15 protein-coding genes and 1 tRNA gene are annotated in these 16980 nt (G+C 45.0%); 7 read left to right on the top strand and 9 right to left on the bottom strand.

Annotated features, from left to right (window positions below):
- Nucleotides 1-15: 15 nt before the first annotated feature.
- On the top strand, nucleotides 16-615 hold the full coding sequence (gene rdgB / locus CL55_RS03705; RefSeq protein WP_205621334.1) for an RdgB/HAM1 family non-canonical purine NTP pyrophosphatase: 600 nt from the start codon (nucleotides 16-18) through the stop codon (nucleotides 613-615).
- Nucleotides 599-1789 carry a radical SAM family heme chaperone HemW gene (gene hemW, locus CL55_RS03700; RefSeq protein WP_046329916.1) on the top strand — a complete coding sequence of 397 codons (1191 nt, stop codon included), beginning with the start codon at nucleotides 599-601 and terminating at the stop codon, nucleotides 1787-1789. Before rdgB ends, hemW begins: the two co-directional genes overlap by 17 nt.
- Before the next feature lie 26 nt (nucleotides 1790-1815).
- On the opposite strand, the gene CL55_RS03695 is transcribed toward hemW, so the two are convergent.
- Nucleotides 1816-2619, bottom strand: a complete 804-nt coding sequence (locus tag CL55_RS03695) for an enoyl-CoA hydratase/isomerase family protein (RefSeq protein WP_046329915.1) — start codon at nucleotides 2617-2619, stop codon at nucleotides 1816-1818.
- Between the two features lie 93 nt (nucleotides 2620-2712).
- On the bottom strand, nucleotides 2713-3711 hold the full coding sequence (locus tag CL55_RS03690) for a Bug family tripartite tricarboxylate transporter substrate binding protein (protein ID WP_046329914.1): 999 nt from the start codon (nucleotides 3709-3711) through the stop codon (nucleotides 2713-2715).
- An 80-nt stretch (nucleotides 3712-3791) separates the two neighbouring features.
- On the opposite strand from CL55_RS03690, the gene CL55_RS03685 reads away from it, so the two are divergent.
- Nucleotides 3792-5006 (top strand): CaiB/BaiF CoA transferase family protein, encoded by a 1215-nt coding sequence (locus CL55_RS03685; RefSeq protein ID WP_046329913.1) that lies wholly within the window; start codon nucleotides 3792-3794, stop codon nucleotides 5004-5006.
- Between the two features lie 80 nt (nucleotides 5007-5086).
- Here the strand turns inward: CL55_RS03685 and CL55_RS03680 are convergent, their stop codons facing one another.
- The 4 genes from CL55_RS03680 to CL55_RS03665 all read right to left on the bottom strand — a co-directional run bounded on the left by CL55_RS03680 (nucleotide 5087) and on the right by CL55_RS03665 (nucleotide 8876).
- A complete protein-coding gene (locus CL55_RS03680) occupies nucleotides 5087-7189 on the bottom strand; it encodes an alkyl/aryl-sulfatase (RefSeq protein WP_046331131.1) in 2103 nt (700 codons plus the stop codon).
- A 159-nt stretch (nucleotides 7190-7348) separates the two neighbouring features.
- Entirely contained in the window at nucleotides 7349-8023 is a 675-nt protein-coding gene (locus CL55_RS03675) for a cytochrome b/b6 domain-containing protein (protein ID WP_046329912.1), read from the bottom strand.
- On the bottom strand, nucleotides 8020-8496 hold the full coding sequence (locus tag CL55_RS03670; protein ID WP_066024294.1) for a diheme cytochrome c: 477 nt from the start codon (nucleotides 8494-8496) through the stop codon (nucleotides 8020-8022). Before CL55_RS03670 ends, CL55_RS03675 begins: the two co-directional genes overlap by 4 nt.
- Nucleotides 8493-8876, bottom strand: a complete 384-nt coding sequence (locus CL55_RS03665) for a DUF1924 domain-containing protein (RefSeq protein ID WP_052728745.1) — start codon at nucleotides 8874-8876, stop codon at nucleotides 8493-8495. Before CL55_RS03665 ends, CL55_RS03670 begins: the two co-directional genes overlap by 4 nt.
- 237 nt (nucleotides 8877-9113) lie before the next feature.
- Here CL55_RS03665 and CL55_RS03660 point away from each other — a divergent pair, with 237 nt between their 5' ends.
- The gene (locus tag CL55_RS03660) at nucleotides 9114-9695 is read left to right on the top strand and encodes a hypothetical protein (RefSeq protein ID WP_046329911.1); all 582 of its coding nucleotides are present in this window, start codon (nucleotides 9114-9116) and stop codon (nucleotides 9693-9695) included.
- Nucleotides 9696-9845: 150 nt separating this feature from the next.
- On the opposite strand, the gene CL55_RS03655 is transcribed toward CL55_RS03660, so the two are convergent.
- The 3 genes from CL55_RS03655 to CL55_RS03645 all read right to left on the bottom strand — a co-directional run bounded on the left by CL55_RS03655 (nucleotide 9846) and on the right by CL55_RS03645 (nucleotide 12728).
- Entirely contained in the window at nucleotides 9846-11078 is a 1233-nt protein-coding gene (locus tag CL55_RS03655; RefSeq protein ID WP_205621291.1) for a sensor histidine kinase, read from the bottom strand.
- Between the two features lie 403 nt (nucleotides 11079-11481).
- Nucleotides 11482-11571: transfer RNA gene (locus CL55_RS03650), tRNA-Ser, on the bottom strand.
- A gap of 20 nt (nucleotides 11572-11591) precedes the next feature.
- Nucleotides 11592-12728, bottom strand: a complete 1137-nt coding sequence (locus tag CL55_RS03645; RefSeq protein ID WP_046329910.1) for an NAD(P)/FAD-dependent oxidoreductase — start codon at nucleotides 12726-12728, stop codon at nucleotides 11592-11594.
- A 139-nt stretch (nucleotides 12729-12867) separates the two neighbouring features.
- Here CL55_RS03645 and pgi point away from each other — a divergent pair, with 139 nt between their 5' ends.
- The 3 genes from pgi to nadA are packed head-to-tail and all read left to right on the top strand — an operon-like array spanning nucleotide 12868 to nucleotide 16973.
- Nucleotides 12868-14364, top strand: a complete 1497-nt coding sequence (gene pgi, locus CL55_RS03640; RefSeq protein WP_046329909.1) for a glucose-6-phosphate isomerase — start codon at nucleotides 12868-12870, stop codon at nucleotides 14362-14364.
- A 45-nt stretch (nucleotides 14365-14409) separates the two neighbouring features.
- Nucleotides 14410-15795, top strand: coding sequence for a phosphomannomutase/phosphoglucomutase (locus tag CL55_RS03635; protein ID WP_046329908.1), 1386 nt, complete (start codon nucleotides 14410-14412; stop codon nucleotides 15793-15795).
- A gap of 50 nt (nucleotides 15796-15845) precedes the next feature.
- Nucleotides 15846-16973: a quinolinate synthase NadA gene (gene nadA, locus CL55_RS03630; RefSeq protein WP_046329907.1), complete on the top strand. Its 1128-nt coding sequence runs from the start codon at nucleotides 15846-15848 to the stop codon at nucleotides 16971-16973.
- The last annotated feature ends 7 nt before the right edge of the window (nucleotides 16974-16980 follow it).

Below are 16980 nucleotides of genomic sequence, written 5' to 3'. Positions count from 1 at the left end.
GATCAAAGGTCGATGGTGCAAAAGCTCGTTCTCGCCTCTAACAATGCTGGCAAAGTCCGTGAATTTCAGGAACTCTTGGCGCCGTTTCACTTTCAAGTCATCCCTCAAGGTGAGTTAGGCATTCCGGCAGTAGAAGAACCGCACCATACCTTTATTGAGAATGCCCTTGCTAAGGCACGTCATGCCAGCGCCATGAGCGGATTACCTGCACTCGCGGACGACTCCGGAATTTGTGCCCACGCCTTAGATGGGGCGCCTGGAGTTTACTCAGCCCGTTATGCAGGACTTGATGGCGATAATGCGGCTAATAATCAAAAACTGATTGCAGCATTACAGGGCAAAGCGAATCGAGGGGCGCACTATGTTTGCGCCCTTGTGATGGTCAACAGCACTAATGATCCAGAGCCGCTGATTGTTCAGGCCCGATGGTACGGCCAGATCGTTGATGAGCCTCAGGGTGATCGTGGTTTTGGTTATGACCCGCACTTTTTTATACCAGAGCTGGGCAAAACCGTCGCCCAATTAGAGCCTGCTGAGAAAAACCAGATCAGCCATCGAGGCCAAGCTTTGCGTGAACTCATTACCCAACTCCAAGTCCGTGCTCAATACGCTTAATTCTGTTTTGGCTACGCAGCCAAAGCTTACTGCCCTACCCCCGCTGTCTTTGTACATTCACTTTCCGTGGTGTGAAAAGAAATGCCCTTACTGTGACTTCAACTCGCATCAAATTAAAGATGGCAAGCAAGGGTTTGATGAAGCGCGTTACATCAAGGCTCTCATTGCCGACCTAGAGACAGAGCTACCTCGCATCTGGGGTCGTCAAGTGCATAGCATCTTTATTGGTGGCGGCACTCCCAGCTTATTATCCGCCAATGGTATGAATGAACTGCTTTCAGCCGTTCGGGCACGGGTGAACCTAGAACCCGATTGTGAAATCACCATGGAAGCTAATCCTGGGTCTGTTGAGACTGAGAAGTTTGCTGGCTTTGCTAAGGCGGGAATCAATCGCGTCTCTTTAGGTATTCAGAGTTTTCAAGATGCACAACTTAAAGCCTTGGGGCGCATACATAATGGTGAAGAAGCCAAATGTGCGATTGCGATTGCTTTGCAACACTTTAAATCCGTTAATCTGGATCTCATGTTCGGCTTACCTAATCAAACTTTAGAAGCCGCAAGATCCGATATTGAAACTGCCCTCTCATTTAAGGCTCCCCATCTATCCTTCTATAACCTGACGCTAGAGCCCAATACCTACTTTGCGAACTTCCCCCCAAAGCTTCCTAGCGAAGATGAGATTGATGCAATCTTTGAGCAGAACTTGAAACTTTTAGAGGCAGCAGACTATCGACGTTATGAAGTGTCTGCGTATGCCAAAAAAGATCAGGAGTGTAAACACAATCTCAATTACTGGCGCTTTGGAGATTACATCGGGATTGGCGCAGGCGCACATGGGAAGATTTCATTCCCTGACAAAATTACGCGTCAGGTGCGAGAACGTCATCCAGAAACCTATATGCAATCGATGGAGACCAAAGGTAATGCTTTGATCGAAGCGAGAGAGATTACGGCTAAAGATCTTCCTTTTGAATTCATGCTCAATACCCTGCGCCTCACTGATGGCGTAGATACGGTTACATTTGGAGAGCGCACTGGCTTGCCACTCAATGTAGTATCCAAAGGATTGGATGAGGCAACTAAAAAAGGGTTGTTAGATTCAGACCCTAATAAACTCAAAGCGACCGAACAAGGTTTGCGCTACCTGAATAACTTACAAGAGATATTCTTATAAATCTCTGATAAGCCTAAGAGCTGAGCTTACTTTCCAGACCAGCTGGGCGGTTTACCATCCAGAAACGATGTAACTCCATTCTTAAAGTCATCGCTGCCGTAGCACTCTTTAATTAAATCATTGCAATCAGGTAAATTATTTTTGATGATTCTTGCAAGAGTTTGCTTGCAAGATTTTTGCGTGATAGGCGCTAAACCCATTAAGCGCTCAGCCAACTGATTGGACTCACTCTCCAGCGCTTGAACAGGATAAGTCGCTAAGAGGTAGCCCTGCTTGAGTAACTCAGATGCTGTCACGAGCTCAGCTAGCAATAACATGCGCTTGACAATATTGATACCCAGATGCGCAACGAGCCAAGCAACATTAGCAGCAGATAAACAATTACCCAGTGTTTTGGCAATAGGCACTCCAAAGCGCGCATCGGGTGTGCAGATTCTGAAATCGCAACAACTAGCAATTGCAAGACCTCCGCCAACCGCCATGCCATCAATAACCGCAATCGTTGGAATAGGCAACATAGCTAAAGGTGCGAGGTAAGCATCAATACCCTCTTCGTAGCGAATGCCATCTTCACCAGAGTTAAATCCAGAGAACTGAGCGATATCACTACCCGAGACAAAGGACTTGCCACCGGCACCTCTCAAAATAGCAACTCTTGCTGAAGAGTTATGAGTCAAATCCTCGCAAATCGATTTCAGGCTTTGGTACATTCCTACTGTCATTGCATTGCGAGCAGCAACATGATCAAAAGTAATGTACGCAATGTTATTGCGAAGCTCTAAGCGAACTTCGGCAATTCGATCTGGGGTGGAGTTTATGGCTGTTGTCATGAAATGAAAAACCCCCCCTCATTCAAGAGAGAGGGTTAACGAATACTATAGCCCAATTAGCTAACCTAGTTGGATAAAAAAATAGAAAACGAATTATTCAGCCTTGATATTCAAGCTCTTTACCAAGCGCTGATACTTCGCTAACTCACCTGCTAGGAACAAATTAAAGGCTGCCGGTGTTGCTGGACCTTCTGGTTGCAAGCCTTGAGCATCCAATGTTTTCTTAATCTCTGGATCATTGGTAGCTGCTTTTACGGCCTGATCAATCCTATTCACAACTGCAGGATCCATCCCTTTAGGTCCCATCACGGAATACCAGTTGGTCACATCAAAGCCAACAATCCCTACCTCATTAAATGTAGGGACGTTCGGTAATAATGCCAAACGCTTCGGAGTGGAGATAGCCAAAGCCTTTAAATTGCCTTGACGAATCTGTTGCAAGTTTGGCGGCAAAGTATCAAAGTTCATTGTGATTTGACCACCCAATAAATCGACAATCGCCTGACCGCTACCTTTGTAAGGAACGTGATTCATTTCTACGCCAGCAATCTTGGAGAACAAGGCGCCAGCTAAATGCTGAGTACTACCGATACCAGAAGAGCCATAAGTCATCTGACCTGGATTTTGCTTCGCCAAGGAAATCAATTGCGCCACTGAGTTCACGGGCAGAGAAGATTTAACTACCAACACGTTTGGGACATAACCTAAATAAGTAATTGGTGTGAAGTCAGTCGCCGGGTTGTAGGGCACATTCTTAAGCACAAATGGAGAAATCGCATTCGAATTGGAATGCCCCATCAGCAAGGTGTAGCCATCCGGATTCGATTTGGCAACTAGGTCTGCGCCAATAGTTCCAGCTGCACCAGATTTATTTTCAATGATGATGCTTTGGCCTAAGATCTCACCCATCTTAGGAGCAATAGCACGAGCCACAATATCCGTGCCTCCACCAGGAGCAAAGCCAACAATTAAGCGAATCGGTTTTGTTGGGAAGGCTTGCTGAGCATTAGCGGTTAATGAAAAAGCGCTGCAGATACCCAGCGCCAAGAAAGCGAATCTGCGCAAAATCTGTTTCGGTGATTGATTGATCATACGGTCTCCATTTTTTGTTTTATATTCAATGCTGTAAATGAACTTTGCAATATAAACATATAAAAACTATTGAGACAATGATGAAAACACCTATCAGCAAGCCTTTGCCCCTGGCTGGCGTTCGAGTTCTTGACGTAAGTCAAGTAATGGCCGGCCCCTACTGCTGCATGTTGTTGGCTGACCTGGGTGCTGATGTCATCAAAATTGAGCCGCCTGGTACTGGAGATCAAACTCGCGGGGCAATGGGATTCAAGATGAAAGGCTCAGATAGCATGGGCTTTTTGAATATGAATCGCAATAAACGTAGCGTGACGCTCAACCTCAAAACCGAAGCCGGAAAAAAAGTATTTTTTGAGCTCGTGAAGACTGCCGATATCTTGGTCGAGAACTATCGCCCCGGCGTCATGAAAAAACTGGGAATCGATTACCCTTCCCTGAAAGACATCAATCCTGGATTGGTCTATGCCAGCATCTCGGGATTCGGACAAACAGGTCCATGGGCAGATCGTCCCGGCTTTGACCTGATGGCACAAGCCATGTCTGGCGTCATGAGTGTTACCGGTTATCCAGATGGTCCTCCTGTGAAAGCGGGTGTTCCGGTGGCAGATATTGGTTGCGCCCTTTTTGCAGTCTATGGAATTTTGTCAGCCTATATTGGTAAGACTAAATCAGGTGAAGGTCAATTTATTGATGCTTCCCTCTTTGATTCTGCTTTAGCCTTTTCCATCTGGGATACAGCGCAATATTGGGGCACTGGTGTTGAGCCTTACAAGTTGGGCACAGCCAATCATATGAGCGCGCCCTATCAGGCCATGAAAGCCTCCGATGGTTATTTTGTAATGGGCGCCACCAATCAAAAGCTCTGGAAACTCCTCTGCGATAAGATTAATCGCCCAGAATTATTTGAAGATTCTCTCTTTAGAACCAATCCACTACGTCTAGCTAATCGCTTAATACTAGCTGCTGAGCTAGAAAAAACTTTCATCACCAAAACTAGTGAAGAATGGGTGGATCTCCTGTTGGCAGCAGGCATTCCGGCTGGACCAATCAATACCTACCCACAAGCATTTGATAGTGAGCATGGACAGCATCGCCAGATGCGCATGGAGATTGACCACCCAATTGAAGGTAAAGTTCCCAATATTGGCTTTGCAGTCAAGATGATGGGCACTCCACAACAGGTTTCTCGTCATCCTCCTTTACTCGGCGAGCACACCAATGAAGTGCTTAAGGAATTAGGTATTGCAGGGCAAGAACTCAAAGCGCTACAAGATGGGGGCGCTTTCGCAGCCTGAGGTATTTACTGTTTCCAAGAAAAAGAAATGGGCTCCTTAGAGCCCATTTTTAATGCTCACTGACTTCTTAACTACCCAACTTAAGCACCATCTGAGTTGGCGATTGGGGGAGCTTCAAACGGATCTTTGCTTGGTTTAGCAGGAGGCGCTTTTTTAGCTTTTGTACCAGGCATCAACTCAAAATCTGGAGTAAATGTAGTCAGCGTGCTTCGCAGTTGCTCGAATGCCTTGCGATCACCCTCAAACTTGGCCTTGCCTTCAGCTTGTAGTTTTTCAAAAGTAGTTTGTCCACCCATGACTTTTTCCAAGTCGCTACGATTGACGGTGATAGTCAAGTTTGGATTTTTATCTTGATAACCCTTGATATTGCTCAGCGCAGAATTACTCATTTCCACGACAAACTTTTCACTATTATCTGGCGTACTCAGGTTGATAGTGAACTTCATGCCAGCAGCTTTTTTACTGTCCATGCTGATGGCTAAGGCATTTAACCAAAGCTCTGTAGTCATTGCCTTAATCATGTCAGGACCATTGGTCTTTGGCGATGCTCCGGAAGGCATGCCATGACGCAACTCATAGGCAGCGCCTAAGAAACTATTGCGTACGCTTGGGCTTTCTTTTTGATAGCCAATTTGCTCAAAAATATCTGCTAGCAAATCTTTACCGGCTGTATTGTTGGGTTCTGCATAAACTAACTTATTCACGATCTCCATCGCTTCGCGGTATTTACCCTGCTTATAGAGTTGCTTACCCTTTGCCATGATCTTGCTTGAGCCACCCATCATTTCTACATAGAGTGGCGCAGAATCTTTTGGTGATAAGGGAATCAAGGTGGCAGGATTAGCATCCCAGTAGCCCAAGTAGCGATTAATGACGGCGCGGCTATTGTGCTCCTCTGAGCCATGGTAGCTGTGAGCAGCCCATTGAGACTTCAGACTCTCTGGTTGCTTGTAGACGTTATGGACTTCATTAATCGTCACACCATTGTTCGCCAAATGCAGGACCTCATTGTTCAGGTGTGCATAGCTATCACGCTGTGTGCGCATCACTTCTTGCACGCGATCATTTCCCCAGCGTGGCCAGGAATGCGAGGCAAACATGACTTGTGCTTCATTGCCATAACGGTACAAAGCATTATTAATATTCTTAGACCATGCCAAAGCATCACGTACTAATGCACCGCGCAAGGTGTAGATATTGTGAATGGTGCCCGTAATGTTTTCAGCAGCCCAGAATGCTTTCATCTGCGGGAAATAGGTGTTCATCTCAGCAGGAGCTTCGGTGCCCGGTGTGTTCTGGAACTCCATCTCCACGCCATCTACCGTCATTTTTTCAAATGGCTCATTAATGAGAATGGTTGGCTCAATTAAACCCAGATTTCCGGCCGCAGTATTTTTACCAATCGACTGGTCAACGTGCCCAAATGGGCTGCGTGGCAATAAAACGCCATACTGGAAATACAAACGGCGCGTCATGGCATTACCAGCGTATACGTTTTCTGCAACCGCATGATCCATAAAACCAGCGGGGGCAATAATCTTCACTTTGCCACTCTTCACATCTACTTCATCCACTACGCCGCGCACACCACCAAAATGGTCAGCATGAGAATGGGAGTACACCACAGCTACTACTGGGCGCTTACCTAACTTCTCATTAACCAATTCTAGAGCTGCTCTAGCAGTTTCTTTTGAGGTCAATGGGTCAAAGACAATCCAGCCGGTATTCGTTTTAACAAAGCTGATATTCGATAAGTCAAAACCGCGCACTTGATAAATCTTTCCCGGGACCACTTCATAGAGGCCGTAGCCCATATTCAGAATCGCTTGACGCTGTAATGATGGGTGAACGCTATCAAAGTCTTTGCCTTGCAAGAGGAAGTCATAACTACCCATATCCCAAGCAACATTACCAGCATCCGCCATGATGGATTTATATTTAGGGGCGGCAATAAATCCCCTCTTAGACTCTTCAAAATCACGCTTATCCTCAAACGGCAAGGTTTTACGTAAGCCATTTTGTAGTTCAACTGTAAATGTAGATGGAGCCTTACCCTTTGAGTCAAAGTGTTTGCCCTGCATCGCGCCAGGATCAGCCACCACGCTACCCCCGCCAGCGGCGATAGCGGGATTACCGGAAATGAGGGCAATAGATAGGGCAAGCAGGGAGAGTTTGGTTTTCATGAAAGCCTTGAAGTAATACATGTATTGGCACAAAAGATATCTTAGGAATGTAAAGATTGCTACATCTATAGGCAATTAGCTATAGAGCTAATGCCCACTCTTAAAAGAGCTTCTTGCTATCTTAGAACGAGCATCAGACCAGACAATTAGTAACCAAACCTATTGAGTGAGGCTAGGCAGGCTACCGCTCATGATCAGATAAAAGAAGTAGATCGCCCCAAAAAAGATCAAGGAGCCAATCAGATATTGCGGATAACGAATCCCTTGCTCTGGCATACCCTGTTTTTTGCCATTGATCATGGATCTCACTAGATTCTGTCTTTCGATCAAACTCATGCCAATTGCGGCAAGGATGTGGAGGATGACTACGCCAAGCACCAAATTTGCCACTACTTCATGAGCTTCCGATGCAAAGTCACCCAAAAACTCTTTAACCGATAGATAACCAGTGAAGCCAATTAACATTATGAGTAACATCAGCACAAACATCACCAAACCACCCGCTGGATTGTGACCCACATCGTGATGGGGATGGCCGCGTAACATTGCCATAAAGTGTCCGATGACAGCTTTGGGACTTTTGAGGAATTGGCTAAATCTGGCGTAACGAGTGCCAATCAAGCCCCATACCAATCTGATCAGAACCAAAAGGCATGCGGTATATCCGAACGCATAGTGAATCAGGGCCCAGCGCTCGCTCTCTGAGCTGAGCCAAGCACCGGCAAAACAAATGACTAACAGCCAATGAAATACCCTGACCGGTATATCCCACACCATAATGGCTTGCCTTACCCTGCCCGTAGCGCCAACTGCATCATTCAGGCGATGGTTCATTTCGCTGGTATCTTGATATTTTTCTCGCTAAAGACGCCATTAGCAGCATCGATATGACAAGCGCCACAATTAGCTGGGCTCTTAATACTTGCTCGCTTCCAAACCTCAGGCCTCACCTCATCATGCTTACGAATAAACCAAGATGTTTTGGTAATACGGTTTTCTGGAGCGGTCTCACTGTACTTTTGTCTAGTGGTCGCATTCTTCACTAACCAGTTAGTCAGCTCAGTCTGGGTCTTAGGATCCACGCTAGCATCAGTACCGAAGTGCTTTGATAGACTAGACATCATATTCTTCCAACTCTGCTGACTTAAAAGTGCTGGCGGATAGGCCATATGACAACTTGCGCACTCAGCTTCATAAGAAGCTGGAGCATCTGTAGGCATGGTCATTTTTCCTGCGAATGTAAATGGAGATGCCAATAAAAAAGTAGTGACAATGAATATAGTGTTTTTCATTTTGATAGAATTCATTTAACGGTCATTAGCCAAGAAAGAACATCTGCTTTTTCTTGAGCGGTGCAGTCCTTACCAAGTACATCATTGCAATTACGTTTAAACCATTTCTCAGCTCTGGCCTCATCAGTAAAACGGGCGGGATTAGCGCTAGGCGCTAGTGGCTTGATTACCTTCCCAGTAACTATATGTTTAGTGTCGTGATTCGGGGGATTGTCATGGCAGGATGCACAGCTCCATTCCTTACCGTGCTTGGCATTGAAGAACTGCTCTCCGCGAACCGATGATGCCTTACCCGATTGAACTTCATAGGATTTCAGCAAATCTTGTGGCGTTACTGCACTGACTGTAAAAGTCAGGCACATGAGGACAATTCCCGAAAATAAGCTCCAAAACATATGTATTCCTGTAGATCGCACTATTTAAGTATGAACCCCTTAAAAAATGGGGAATTGCGATAGATCAATAAATAGTGGGGAATTAAGCTCTTTTTAGCCAAATTTGGCCCAGAAATTCATTCTGATTAATAACTTGAGTAATACAATCTCCATAATTGTTAAAACAACTACATTTATCAATTACCCCACTATCGCCTATTGGTAATGTGATTCAATTTATTAAGGATTAATACTGTTATGAAAAAAATACTCATTGTTGTAGCTCTTGCCGCTATCGCTATCGGCGCCTACTTCGTACTCAATCAACCAAAAGCTCCTGTTGCTGCTGTAACTGCTCAAGAAACCGCCCTCATTTATGACGGTGAAGTTATCAACATTGATGCTGCAACCCGTACCGTTACTCTCAAGAATCAAGATGGTGAATCCACTATCGTTGCTGGTCCTGAAGTAAAGAACTTTGCTGAGATTAAAGTAGGCGATCGTTTTGACGTTGTTTATGAACTCGCTGTTGCTGTTGAATTGGTTAAAGTGAAAAACCCAAGCGTTACTGGCGAGCAAGTTACTACTACTACCGCCACTGCACCACAAGGCGACAAGCCAGGCATGATCACTACTAACACCATTACTGCTACTGCTAATGTTGAAGCAATTGATGCGACTAAAAACATCGTTTCTTTAAAAGGTCCTCAAGGAAATATCTTCAAAGTTAAAGTTCAGAATCCTGACTTAATGAAAGATATCGCTGTAAACGACCAGGTTAAAGTGGTTTACACAGAAGCGATTGCTGCAGTTGTAAGTGCACCAACTGCCAAGAAGTAATGCAATAACGCCTTTCCAGTTACTAGAAAGACAAAACCCCAGCAATCACTTGCTGGGGTTTTTTATTTGGCGGAAGAGTTAAGTGGTGGCCGCACACTCAATAAGTAATAGCTATCCCAGACAGGGCTTGTAGAGCTAAATTGGCTCTTATTAATGTGCTTGTGGCAGCTTAATGACAAATCTAGCCCCACCTCCGACTCCATCCTCATATTGAATCGAGCCTCCATACCTGGTGACGATATGTTTACAAAGCCATAACCCAAGACCCATGCCGGTTTGCTTGGTGGTACTGAGCAATTCAAATAGTTGGGGTTTAAATTGAGCAGGAACGCCTTCGCCATTATCAGAAATGCTTAATTGAACGAACTTGTCAGCCTTTATGGCCTCTATAGCAATGCGGCGCTGGAGTGTTCCTGAATTCGCCAAGGCTTGAATCGCGTTATTGAGCAAATTTAATATGACTTGTTCGATTTCAGAAGAATTTACCTGAACCATTAGGCCCTCATCAACTCGAAGTTGAATTTGGATATTCTTACTCTTGAGTTCTGGCTTCACAATATCTAGAACGCTTGAAATCAAGTTGCCCAATTGAACTTCTTGAGAATTAGATTCACCTTCTGTAAATATTGATCTAAGCGATCTAACGATCGTTGCCGCCCTCTTGTTATCTTGCTCCAGCGAATTCAATATTTCTTTACCCAACTCTGGGTTGAGCACTCCTTTTTCTAACTTCATTTTCAGAAACTGAATATTGAGATTAGATGCACCAAGAGGCTGATTGAGCTCGTGAGCAATCGAAGCCGATAGAGCCCCTGTAGCCGCAGTCTTATTGGCCTTCATTAGGCCGTAGATGAGTCGCTCTTTTTCTTTTAAAAGCTCGGTTATTTTTTCATTTTCTTCTTTAGTGCTCTTTAGAGCATTGGCAATCTGATTATCTTTTCTAATCTGTTTTTCTAAATAAAAACTTCCAAGGGCAACATAGACTAATATCGTGCTGCCATAACCAATCCACAAAAGAGTTAAAGCTAGAGCATCTTGAGCGTAAAGAAAGAAATTGGTTTGGGTGCTTCCAAACAATACCCAAAGGGTTCTACAGACTTCTCCAAGCAGGGTAAAGGCTGATAAAAAAATCAGCCACCTCACCACTATCGTTCGATCTTCCTTGTAATACCTCCTCAGCTCCCATATTTGCCATACTAAAAATAGCTCTTGAGTAATTGTTATTAATGCCACACGATGCTTAAAGCTGTCTGGCAGCACTCTCAGGTAGTCATATAGAAAGAAAATAATGATTGGAATGAGCCACAAAAGCGAAACTTGAATCTTAGTAAATGAGCGCTGATTCCATGATCGATATAAAAATATAAGAAGAAAAACTGACACAATAAATGAGGTGTTTGCTATTGTCAGAAAAAACTTATGTGTCCATAAGGCAATTCCAAAACTAAAAGAAGATAGGGAGAAAAGTCCCACGCTTAAGGGCCAGTAGATGCTAAATCCATCTACCCTATTAGCACGATATTGATGAAGGGCACTTAAAAATAGGCCCAGGCCAATTAATGAAAAAGCAATAAAAAAGATTTGATTAGCTGACTCCATAATCCAGATATTACTAAAGATCATTGACAATGTCGTTTTAAACGACATCGACCAACGCAGGGATGTCTAATTGATTTGTCCTTTTAAAGGACAGTTCTTGAAGGGGATTTTCGAGACCAACTGCGATTAACCTGCCAACTCTGAAATAAAAAAAGCCCAATAAGTGGACTTTATCTATAAACATCATTGGCGGAAGAGGTGAGATTCGAACTCACGGAGGACTTTCATCCTCGCCAGTTTTCAAGACTGGTGCATTCAACCGCTCTGCCACTCTTCCTTTGCGATTTAAGTCCTAGATTATAGAGAACTTTTGATTTGCGCCTCTAAATGCTGGGCAATGGCCAAACAAGAGGTGAGCCCTGGGGACTCAAAGCCATAGAGGTTAAATAAGCCGTTCAGTTGATGCTGTTGGGGTCCTTCAAAGTAAAAGTCTCCAGCTGGGGCGTTTGGCGGGACGATTTTGGCTCTGACGCCTGAGTAATCCGCTTGTAAAGAGCCATCTTTTAGGTCTGGCCAATATTTTCTGACGGCCGCATAAAAGCTATCTCCCCGCCCTTGATCAACTGTGTAATTAATCTGGCTTTCCTCATTAATGTCTAGCCATTCCACGTCTGGACCAAACTTCGCCTGACCTCCCATGTCGAGGGTCAGATGAACACCTAGACCGCCTGGCTCAGGGATGGGATAAATCAAATGACTGAATGGGGATTTACCAGATAAGGAAAAGTAATTGCCTTTTGCAAAGTAGGCTTTGGGTATTCGGTCTTTCGAGAGTCCTTCAATTTTTTGGGCAAGCGCTGGGGCGCTAAGTCCAGCGCAATTAATTAGCAACTTGGTCTGAATAGTCATGCCATCAACGCCACCAATCGTGAGCTCAAAACCACCATCAGCAGCATTACCAATCGGCTTTGCGCTGAGCAAGGGAGATTGATAGGCGACCATACCGCCTGCATCTTCAAACCCACCAAGTAATGACAGCATCAATCCATGACTATCGACTACACCCGTCGAACTTGAGAGCACTGCAGCCTCACACTTCAGTTCCGGCTCTAAGGCTTTAGCTTGAGCCCCTGAAATCATCTTGATATCAGGCACTTGGTTATTTTGGGCTTTATACAAAATAGCTTGTAGATCATCTAGCTGACTTGCATCTGCAGCTACGATTAACTTACCGTAGGCTTGAGTGTTCACTTGATGACTACGGCAGTATTCATACAAGAGGCGATTACCTTTTACACAAAGCTTAGCCTTTAGGGAATCCATTGGGTAATAAATACCTGCATGAATCACTTCACTATTGCGCGCACTACTAATGGTTCCAAAAGAAGCTTCACGCTCGAGTAAAATCGTTTCTCGGCCTTGCAAAGCCATCTCGCGAGCAACTGCTAAACCAACTACTCCAGCGCCTACTACTACGCAATCAACCTGCTCCATCCGCTATTCCTGACCTGATTTCAGATATGCCTCAATTTTGTAATGACTTTTAGCTAAGCTAAAGCACTTATATTGATCAAATCGTAACATTTTCAGCGTTTTAGGGGGATTTTGATGTCCTTATTGATAAAATCCAGTCATGTCTGAGCAAGTCCAATTAGCTAACCAAAGTACCCACTCTGCCCTTAATATGGTGCTCGATACCGCCTATCAAGGAATTGATGCAGTTAACTGGAAAAAGCTCTTTGCTTCTGCTCGCCAAGGTCATCTAGAGCAATTTATTGCAGATATGTTTGCGGGCAAGCACATTAACAATAGTGAAGATCGCCCCGCCCTTCACTCTGCGCTCCGTAACTTAAGTAAAACGCCAGTCATGATCGATGGTAAAGATGTAATGCCCGCCGTTTCTGAGGTTTGGCATCGGATTGATGCGCTCTGCAATAAATGGATTGGCGTTACTGATGTCATTCATATTGGTATTGGTGGATCAGACTTTGGTCCTCGCTTAGCGATTGAAGCTTTAGCCCATGTTCCTGGTATTGAAAGCCGTGGCATGCGAATGCATTTCTTGGCCAATATTGATACTGCTGAGTTGGCGCGCATCTTGGCACGTGCCCAAGCTCACAGTACTCGCGTGATCGTGGTCTCAAAGTCATTCACGACACTTGAAACTTCCATGAATGCTAAAGCCGTTGTTGCCTGGCTTAAAGACAGCGGTTGTTCTGCCAGCCAAGTTACTGATTCTTTGTATGCAGTCACTGCTAACCTCACTGCCGCCAAAGACTTTGGCGTAAACGAAAATAATATATTTCCCTTCTGGGATTGGGTTGGTGGTCGCTACTCAGTATGGTCGGCTGTAGGTATGCCGATTGCCCTGCAATATGACTTTGAAACATTCAAACAGTTTTTAGCTGGTGCCGAAGCCATGGACTTGCATTTTAAGAATGCGCCCCTTGAAGAAAATCTACCAGTCATCATGGCACTCGCTTTGCTGCACCAGCAAGAGAAGCATGACATTAAGGCTTATGCCGCCATCCCCTATGCGGATGCTTTAGATTGGTTTCCGAAGTGGTTGCAACAGCTCGATATGGAAAGCAATGGTAAGAGCGTAGATCGAGATGGCAAGCCAGTGAAGCATTCTTCTCCAGTAGTCTTTGGTAGTGCAGGCAGTAATGCGCAGCACTCTTATTTTCAACTCTTTCACCAAGGTACCGAAATCATTCCGATTGATTTCATTGCCGTGCTTGAACCGATGAGTGATCGACCTGAGGCTGTTGCGCACCATCGCATTCTGCTATCCAATTGCTTGGCGCAGGCGCAAGCACTAGCCAATGGCAAGACTGCTGCAAATCCAAATGATATTTATCCAGGTAAGCGTCCTAGCAACCTCTTATTGCTGCCCAAGCTCAATGCGTTTTATCTTGGCGCCTTACTTGCTTTGTATGAAAATCGCACTGCAACATTAGGTGCCTTGTGGAATATCAATAGCTTTGACCAGCCAGGTGTGGAGTACGGCAAAGTATTAGCAAAGCCGATTGAGAAGGCACTCGCAAGTCATCAGAAGGATATTACCGCTAGTGCAGATATTGATGCCGTGACTGCCGCTCGTATTAATTTATTAAATTCAAATAACTAGTTATCGCCCAAGCAAGTGCTGGGTATCTTTATTGAAAGATCTGCAATGCAATTGTCTCCATCTATTTTTAAAGCCTATGACATCCGCGGCATTATTGATGAGACTTTAGATCCTTCTATCGCCAAACTTATTGGTCAAGCCTTTGGCACTGAAATGCGTGAGCTTGGTGAGACAGATATCGTCATTGGTCGCGATGGCCGCCTATCTGGCCCTAGTTTGATTGAAGCGTTAACAGAAGGCCTACTCTCCACCGGTATTAATGTGATCGATTTAGGTATGGTGGCTACTCCAATGGTGTACTTTGCTGCTAATCACACCATCAATGGCAAAACACCGAAATCCGGGATCATGATTACCGGAAGCCATAATCCCCCGAATTATAACGGCTTCAAAATGGTCTTGGGTACTGCGGCGATTTATGGTGAAAAGATTCAGGACTTACGTAAACGCATTGAAGCTAAGAAATTTATCACCGGTCAAGGGAATCGAAGTAGCTTTGATATTTTCCCGATGTATCTCAACTATATCGTCGGCGATGTGAAGCTGGCTCGCCCCATAAAGATTGCGGTGGATTGTGGCAATGGTGTTGGTGGCGCTTTTGCTGGCAAGCTTTTCAGAGCTTTAGGTTGCGAAGTTCAAGAGTTGTTCTGCGAAGTTGATGGGCATTTTCCCAATCACCATCCAGATCCAGCCCATATTGAGAATCTACAAGATCTCATCAAGAACCTCCAGACTACCGATAATGAACTGGGTCTCGCCTTCGATGGTGATGCCGATCGTTTGGGTGTGGTCACTAAAGATGGTCAGGTGATTTTTCCTGATCGTCAAATGATGCTCTTTGCTAAAGATGTTCTCTCTCGCAATCCTGGCGGTCAAATTATTTACGATGTGAAGTGCACTCGCAATTTAGCCTCTTACGTTAAGGAGCATGGTGGCGAGCCGATCATGTGGAAAACTGGCCACTCTTTGGTAAAAGCTAAGCTCAAAGAAACAGGTGCTCCACTAGCTGGTGAGATGAGCGGTCACATCTTCTTTAAGGATCGTTGGTTTGGATTTGATGATGGACTTTATACCGGCGCTCGCTTACTAGAGATTCTCAGTAAAGAAAAAAATCCTAGCGATACCCTCAATAACTTACCTAATGCCATCTGCACACCAGAATTGCAACTCGCTTGCGCTGAAGGTGAGCCATTCGCACTGCTTGAAACCATTAAAGCCAATGCGAAGTTCCCAAGCTCAGAATCAATCAATACGATTGATGGCGTGCGAGTGGAATACGCCGATGGCTTTGGTCTGGCCCGACCCTCTAATACAACACCAGTTGTGGTGATGCGCTTCGAGGCTGATAGTAAAGAGGCTATCCAGCGTATACAGGCGGAGTTTAAGGCGGTGCTGTTGGCTGTAAAGCCGGAAGCAAAGTTACCGTTTTAAGTAATTGAGGTCGGCTGTCACCAGCTAGCGTAATAGAGATAAAATTACTCATGACTTCAATTGTTAGCACTCCTATAGCCTACGATTACCCTCAGCAGAATGCTGCCGGAGGTACCTGCACCGCTCAAGCTTGGGCCAAAACACCTCCCCAACTTCATGGCACTGAGAAGGCGGCTGTTATTGCTCGCATTAAGCAACTACTAATTGAGAAAGATGCTGCCTTGGTGGCCCACTACTATGTAGATGGAGATATTCAGGATTTAGCGATGGAGACTAGTGGTTACGTAGCCGACTCTCTAGAGATGGCCCGCTTTGGTAAGAATCACTCTGCCAAGAATTTGATTGTTGCTGGCGTGCGCTTTATGGGTGAATCTGCCAAAATTTTGAGCCCAGAAAAGCGCGTCTTCATGCCAGACCTAGAAGCAAGTTGCTCTCTAGACTTGGGCTGTGATGCTGCTGACTTTGCTGCATTTAGAGCCCTGCATCCGGATCGCACAGTGGTTGTCTATGCCAATACAAGTGCTGCCGTAAAAGCACAAGCCGATTGGATGGTAACTAGCTCTTGCGCTTTAGCCATTATTCATCAAATCAAAGTTGAGGGTAAAAAAATCTTGTGGGCACCTGATCGTCACTTAGGTCGCTATATTCAAGAGCAGACTGGCGCAGATATGTTGTTATGGAATGGTGCGTGCATTGTTCATGATGAATTTAAAGCGGTTGAATTAGAAATGTTAATGGCAGCACATCCTAACGCCATGGTTCTAGTTCACCCCGAGTCTCCACAAGCAGTTGTAGATTTAGCAGATGTCGTTGGTTCCACATCTGCCATGATTAAAGCCGTCGTTGAAGGCTCTGCTACTGAATATATCGTGGCCACTGATAATGGTATCTTGCATCGTATGCGCCAATTGGCCCCAAATAAAGTGTTGATCGAGGCCCCTACTGCTGGTGATAGTGCCACCTGCAAGAGTTGCGCTCATTGCCCTTGGATGGCCATGAATGGCTTGCAAGGTATTCTGAATTGCCTTGAGAACGCCTCTGGTGAAATTTTTATCAAAGAAGATGTTCGAATCAAAGCATTGGGCTGCATCGAGCGAATGTTAGATTTCACACAAAATCATCCCGATCTTCTGGCCAAGGCTCAACATGGCTTTGTGAAAAATATTGGCGTCGCTTAATTCAAAT

It is taken from the genome of Polynucleobacter duraquae, assembly GCF_000973625.1.
Taxonomy (GTDB): domain Bacteria; phylum Pseudomonadota; class Gammaproteobacteria; order Burkholderiales; family Burkholderiaceae; genus Polynucleobacter; species Polynucleobacter duraquae.
This window is presented reverse-complemented; position numbering and strand designations above follow the sequence as displayed.

Excerpts from the sequence above, each read along its gene's own strand:
- CL55_RS03695 (WP_046329915.1), bottom strand. The coding sequence starts at position 2,619 with ATGACAACAGCCATAAACTCCACCCCAGATCGAATTGCCGAAGTTCGC.
- CL55_RS03690 (WP_046329914.1), bottom strand. The coding sequence starts at position 3,711 with ATGATCAATCAATCACCGAAACAGATTTTGCGCAGATTCGCTTTCTTG.
- CL55_RS03685 (WP_046329913.1), top strand. The coding sequence starts at position 3,792 with ATGAAAACACCTATCAGCAAGCCTTTGCCCCTGGCTGGCGTTCGAGTT.
- CL55_RS03680 (WP_046331131.1), bottom strand. The coding sequence starts at position 7,189 with ATGAAAACCAAACTCTCCCTGCTTGCCCTATCTATTGCCCTCATTTCC.
- CL55_RS03675 (WP_046329912.1), bottom strand. The coding sequence starts at position 8,023 with ATGAACCATCGCCTGAATGATGCAGTTGGCGCTACGGGCAGGGTAAGG.
- CL55_RS03670 (WP_066024294.1), bottom strand. The coding sequence starts at position 8,496 with ATGAATTCTATCAAAATGAAAAACACTATATTCATTGTCACTACTTTT.
- CL55_RS03665 (WP_052728745.1), bottom strand. The coding sequence starts at position 8,876 with ATGTTTTGGAGCTTATTTTCGGGAATTGTCCTCATGTGCCTGACTTTT.
- CL55_RS03660 (WP_046329911.1), top strand. The coding sequence starts at position 9,114 with ATGAAAAAAATACTCATTGTTGTAGCTCTTGCCGCTATCGCTATCGGC.
- CL55_RS03645 (WP_046329910.1), bottom strand. The coding sequence starts at position 12,728 with ATGGAGCAGGTTGATTGCGTAGTAGTAGGCGCTGGAGTAGTTGGTTTA.
- pgi (WP_046329909.1), top strand. The coding sequence starts at position 12,868 with ATGTCTGAGCAAGTCCAATTAGCTAACCAAAGTACCCACTCTGCCCTT.
- CL55_RS03635 (WP_046329908.1), top strand. The coding sequence starts at position 14,410 with ATGCAATTGTCTCCATCTATTTTTAAAGCCTATGACATCCGCGGCATT.
- nadA (WP_046329907.1), top strand. The coding sequence starts at position 15,846 with ATGACTTCAATTGTTAGCACTCCTATAGCCTACGATTACCCTCAGCAG.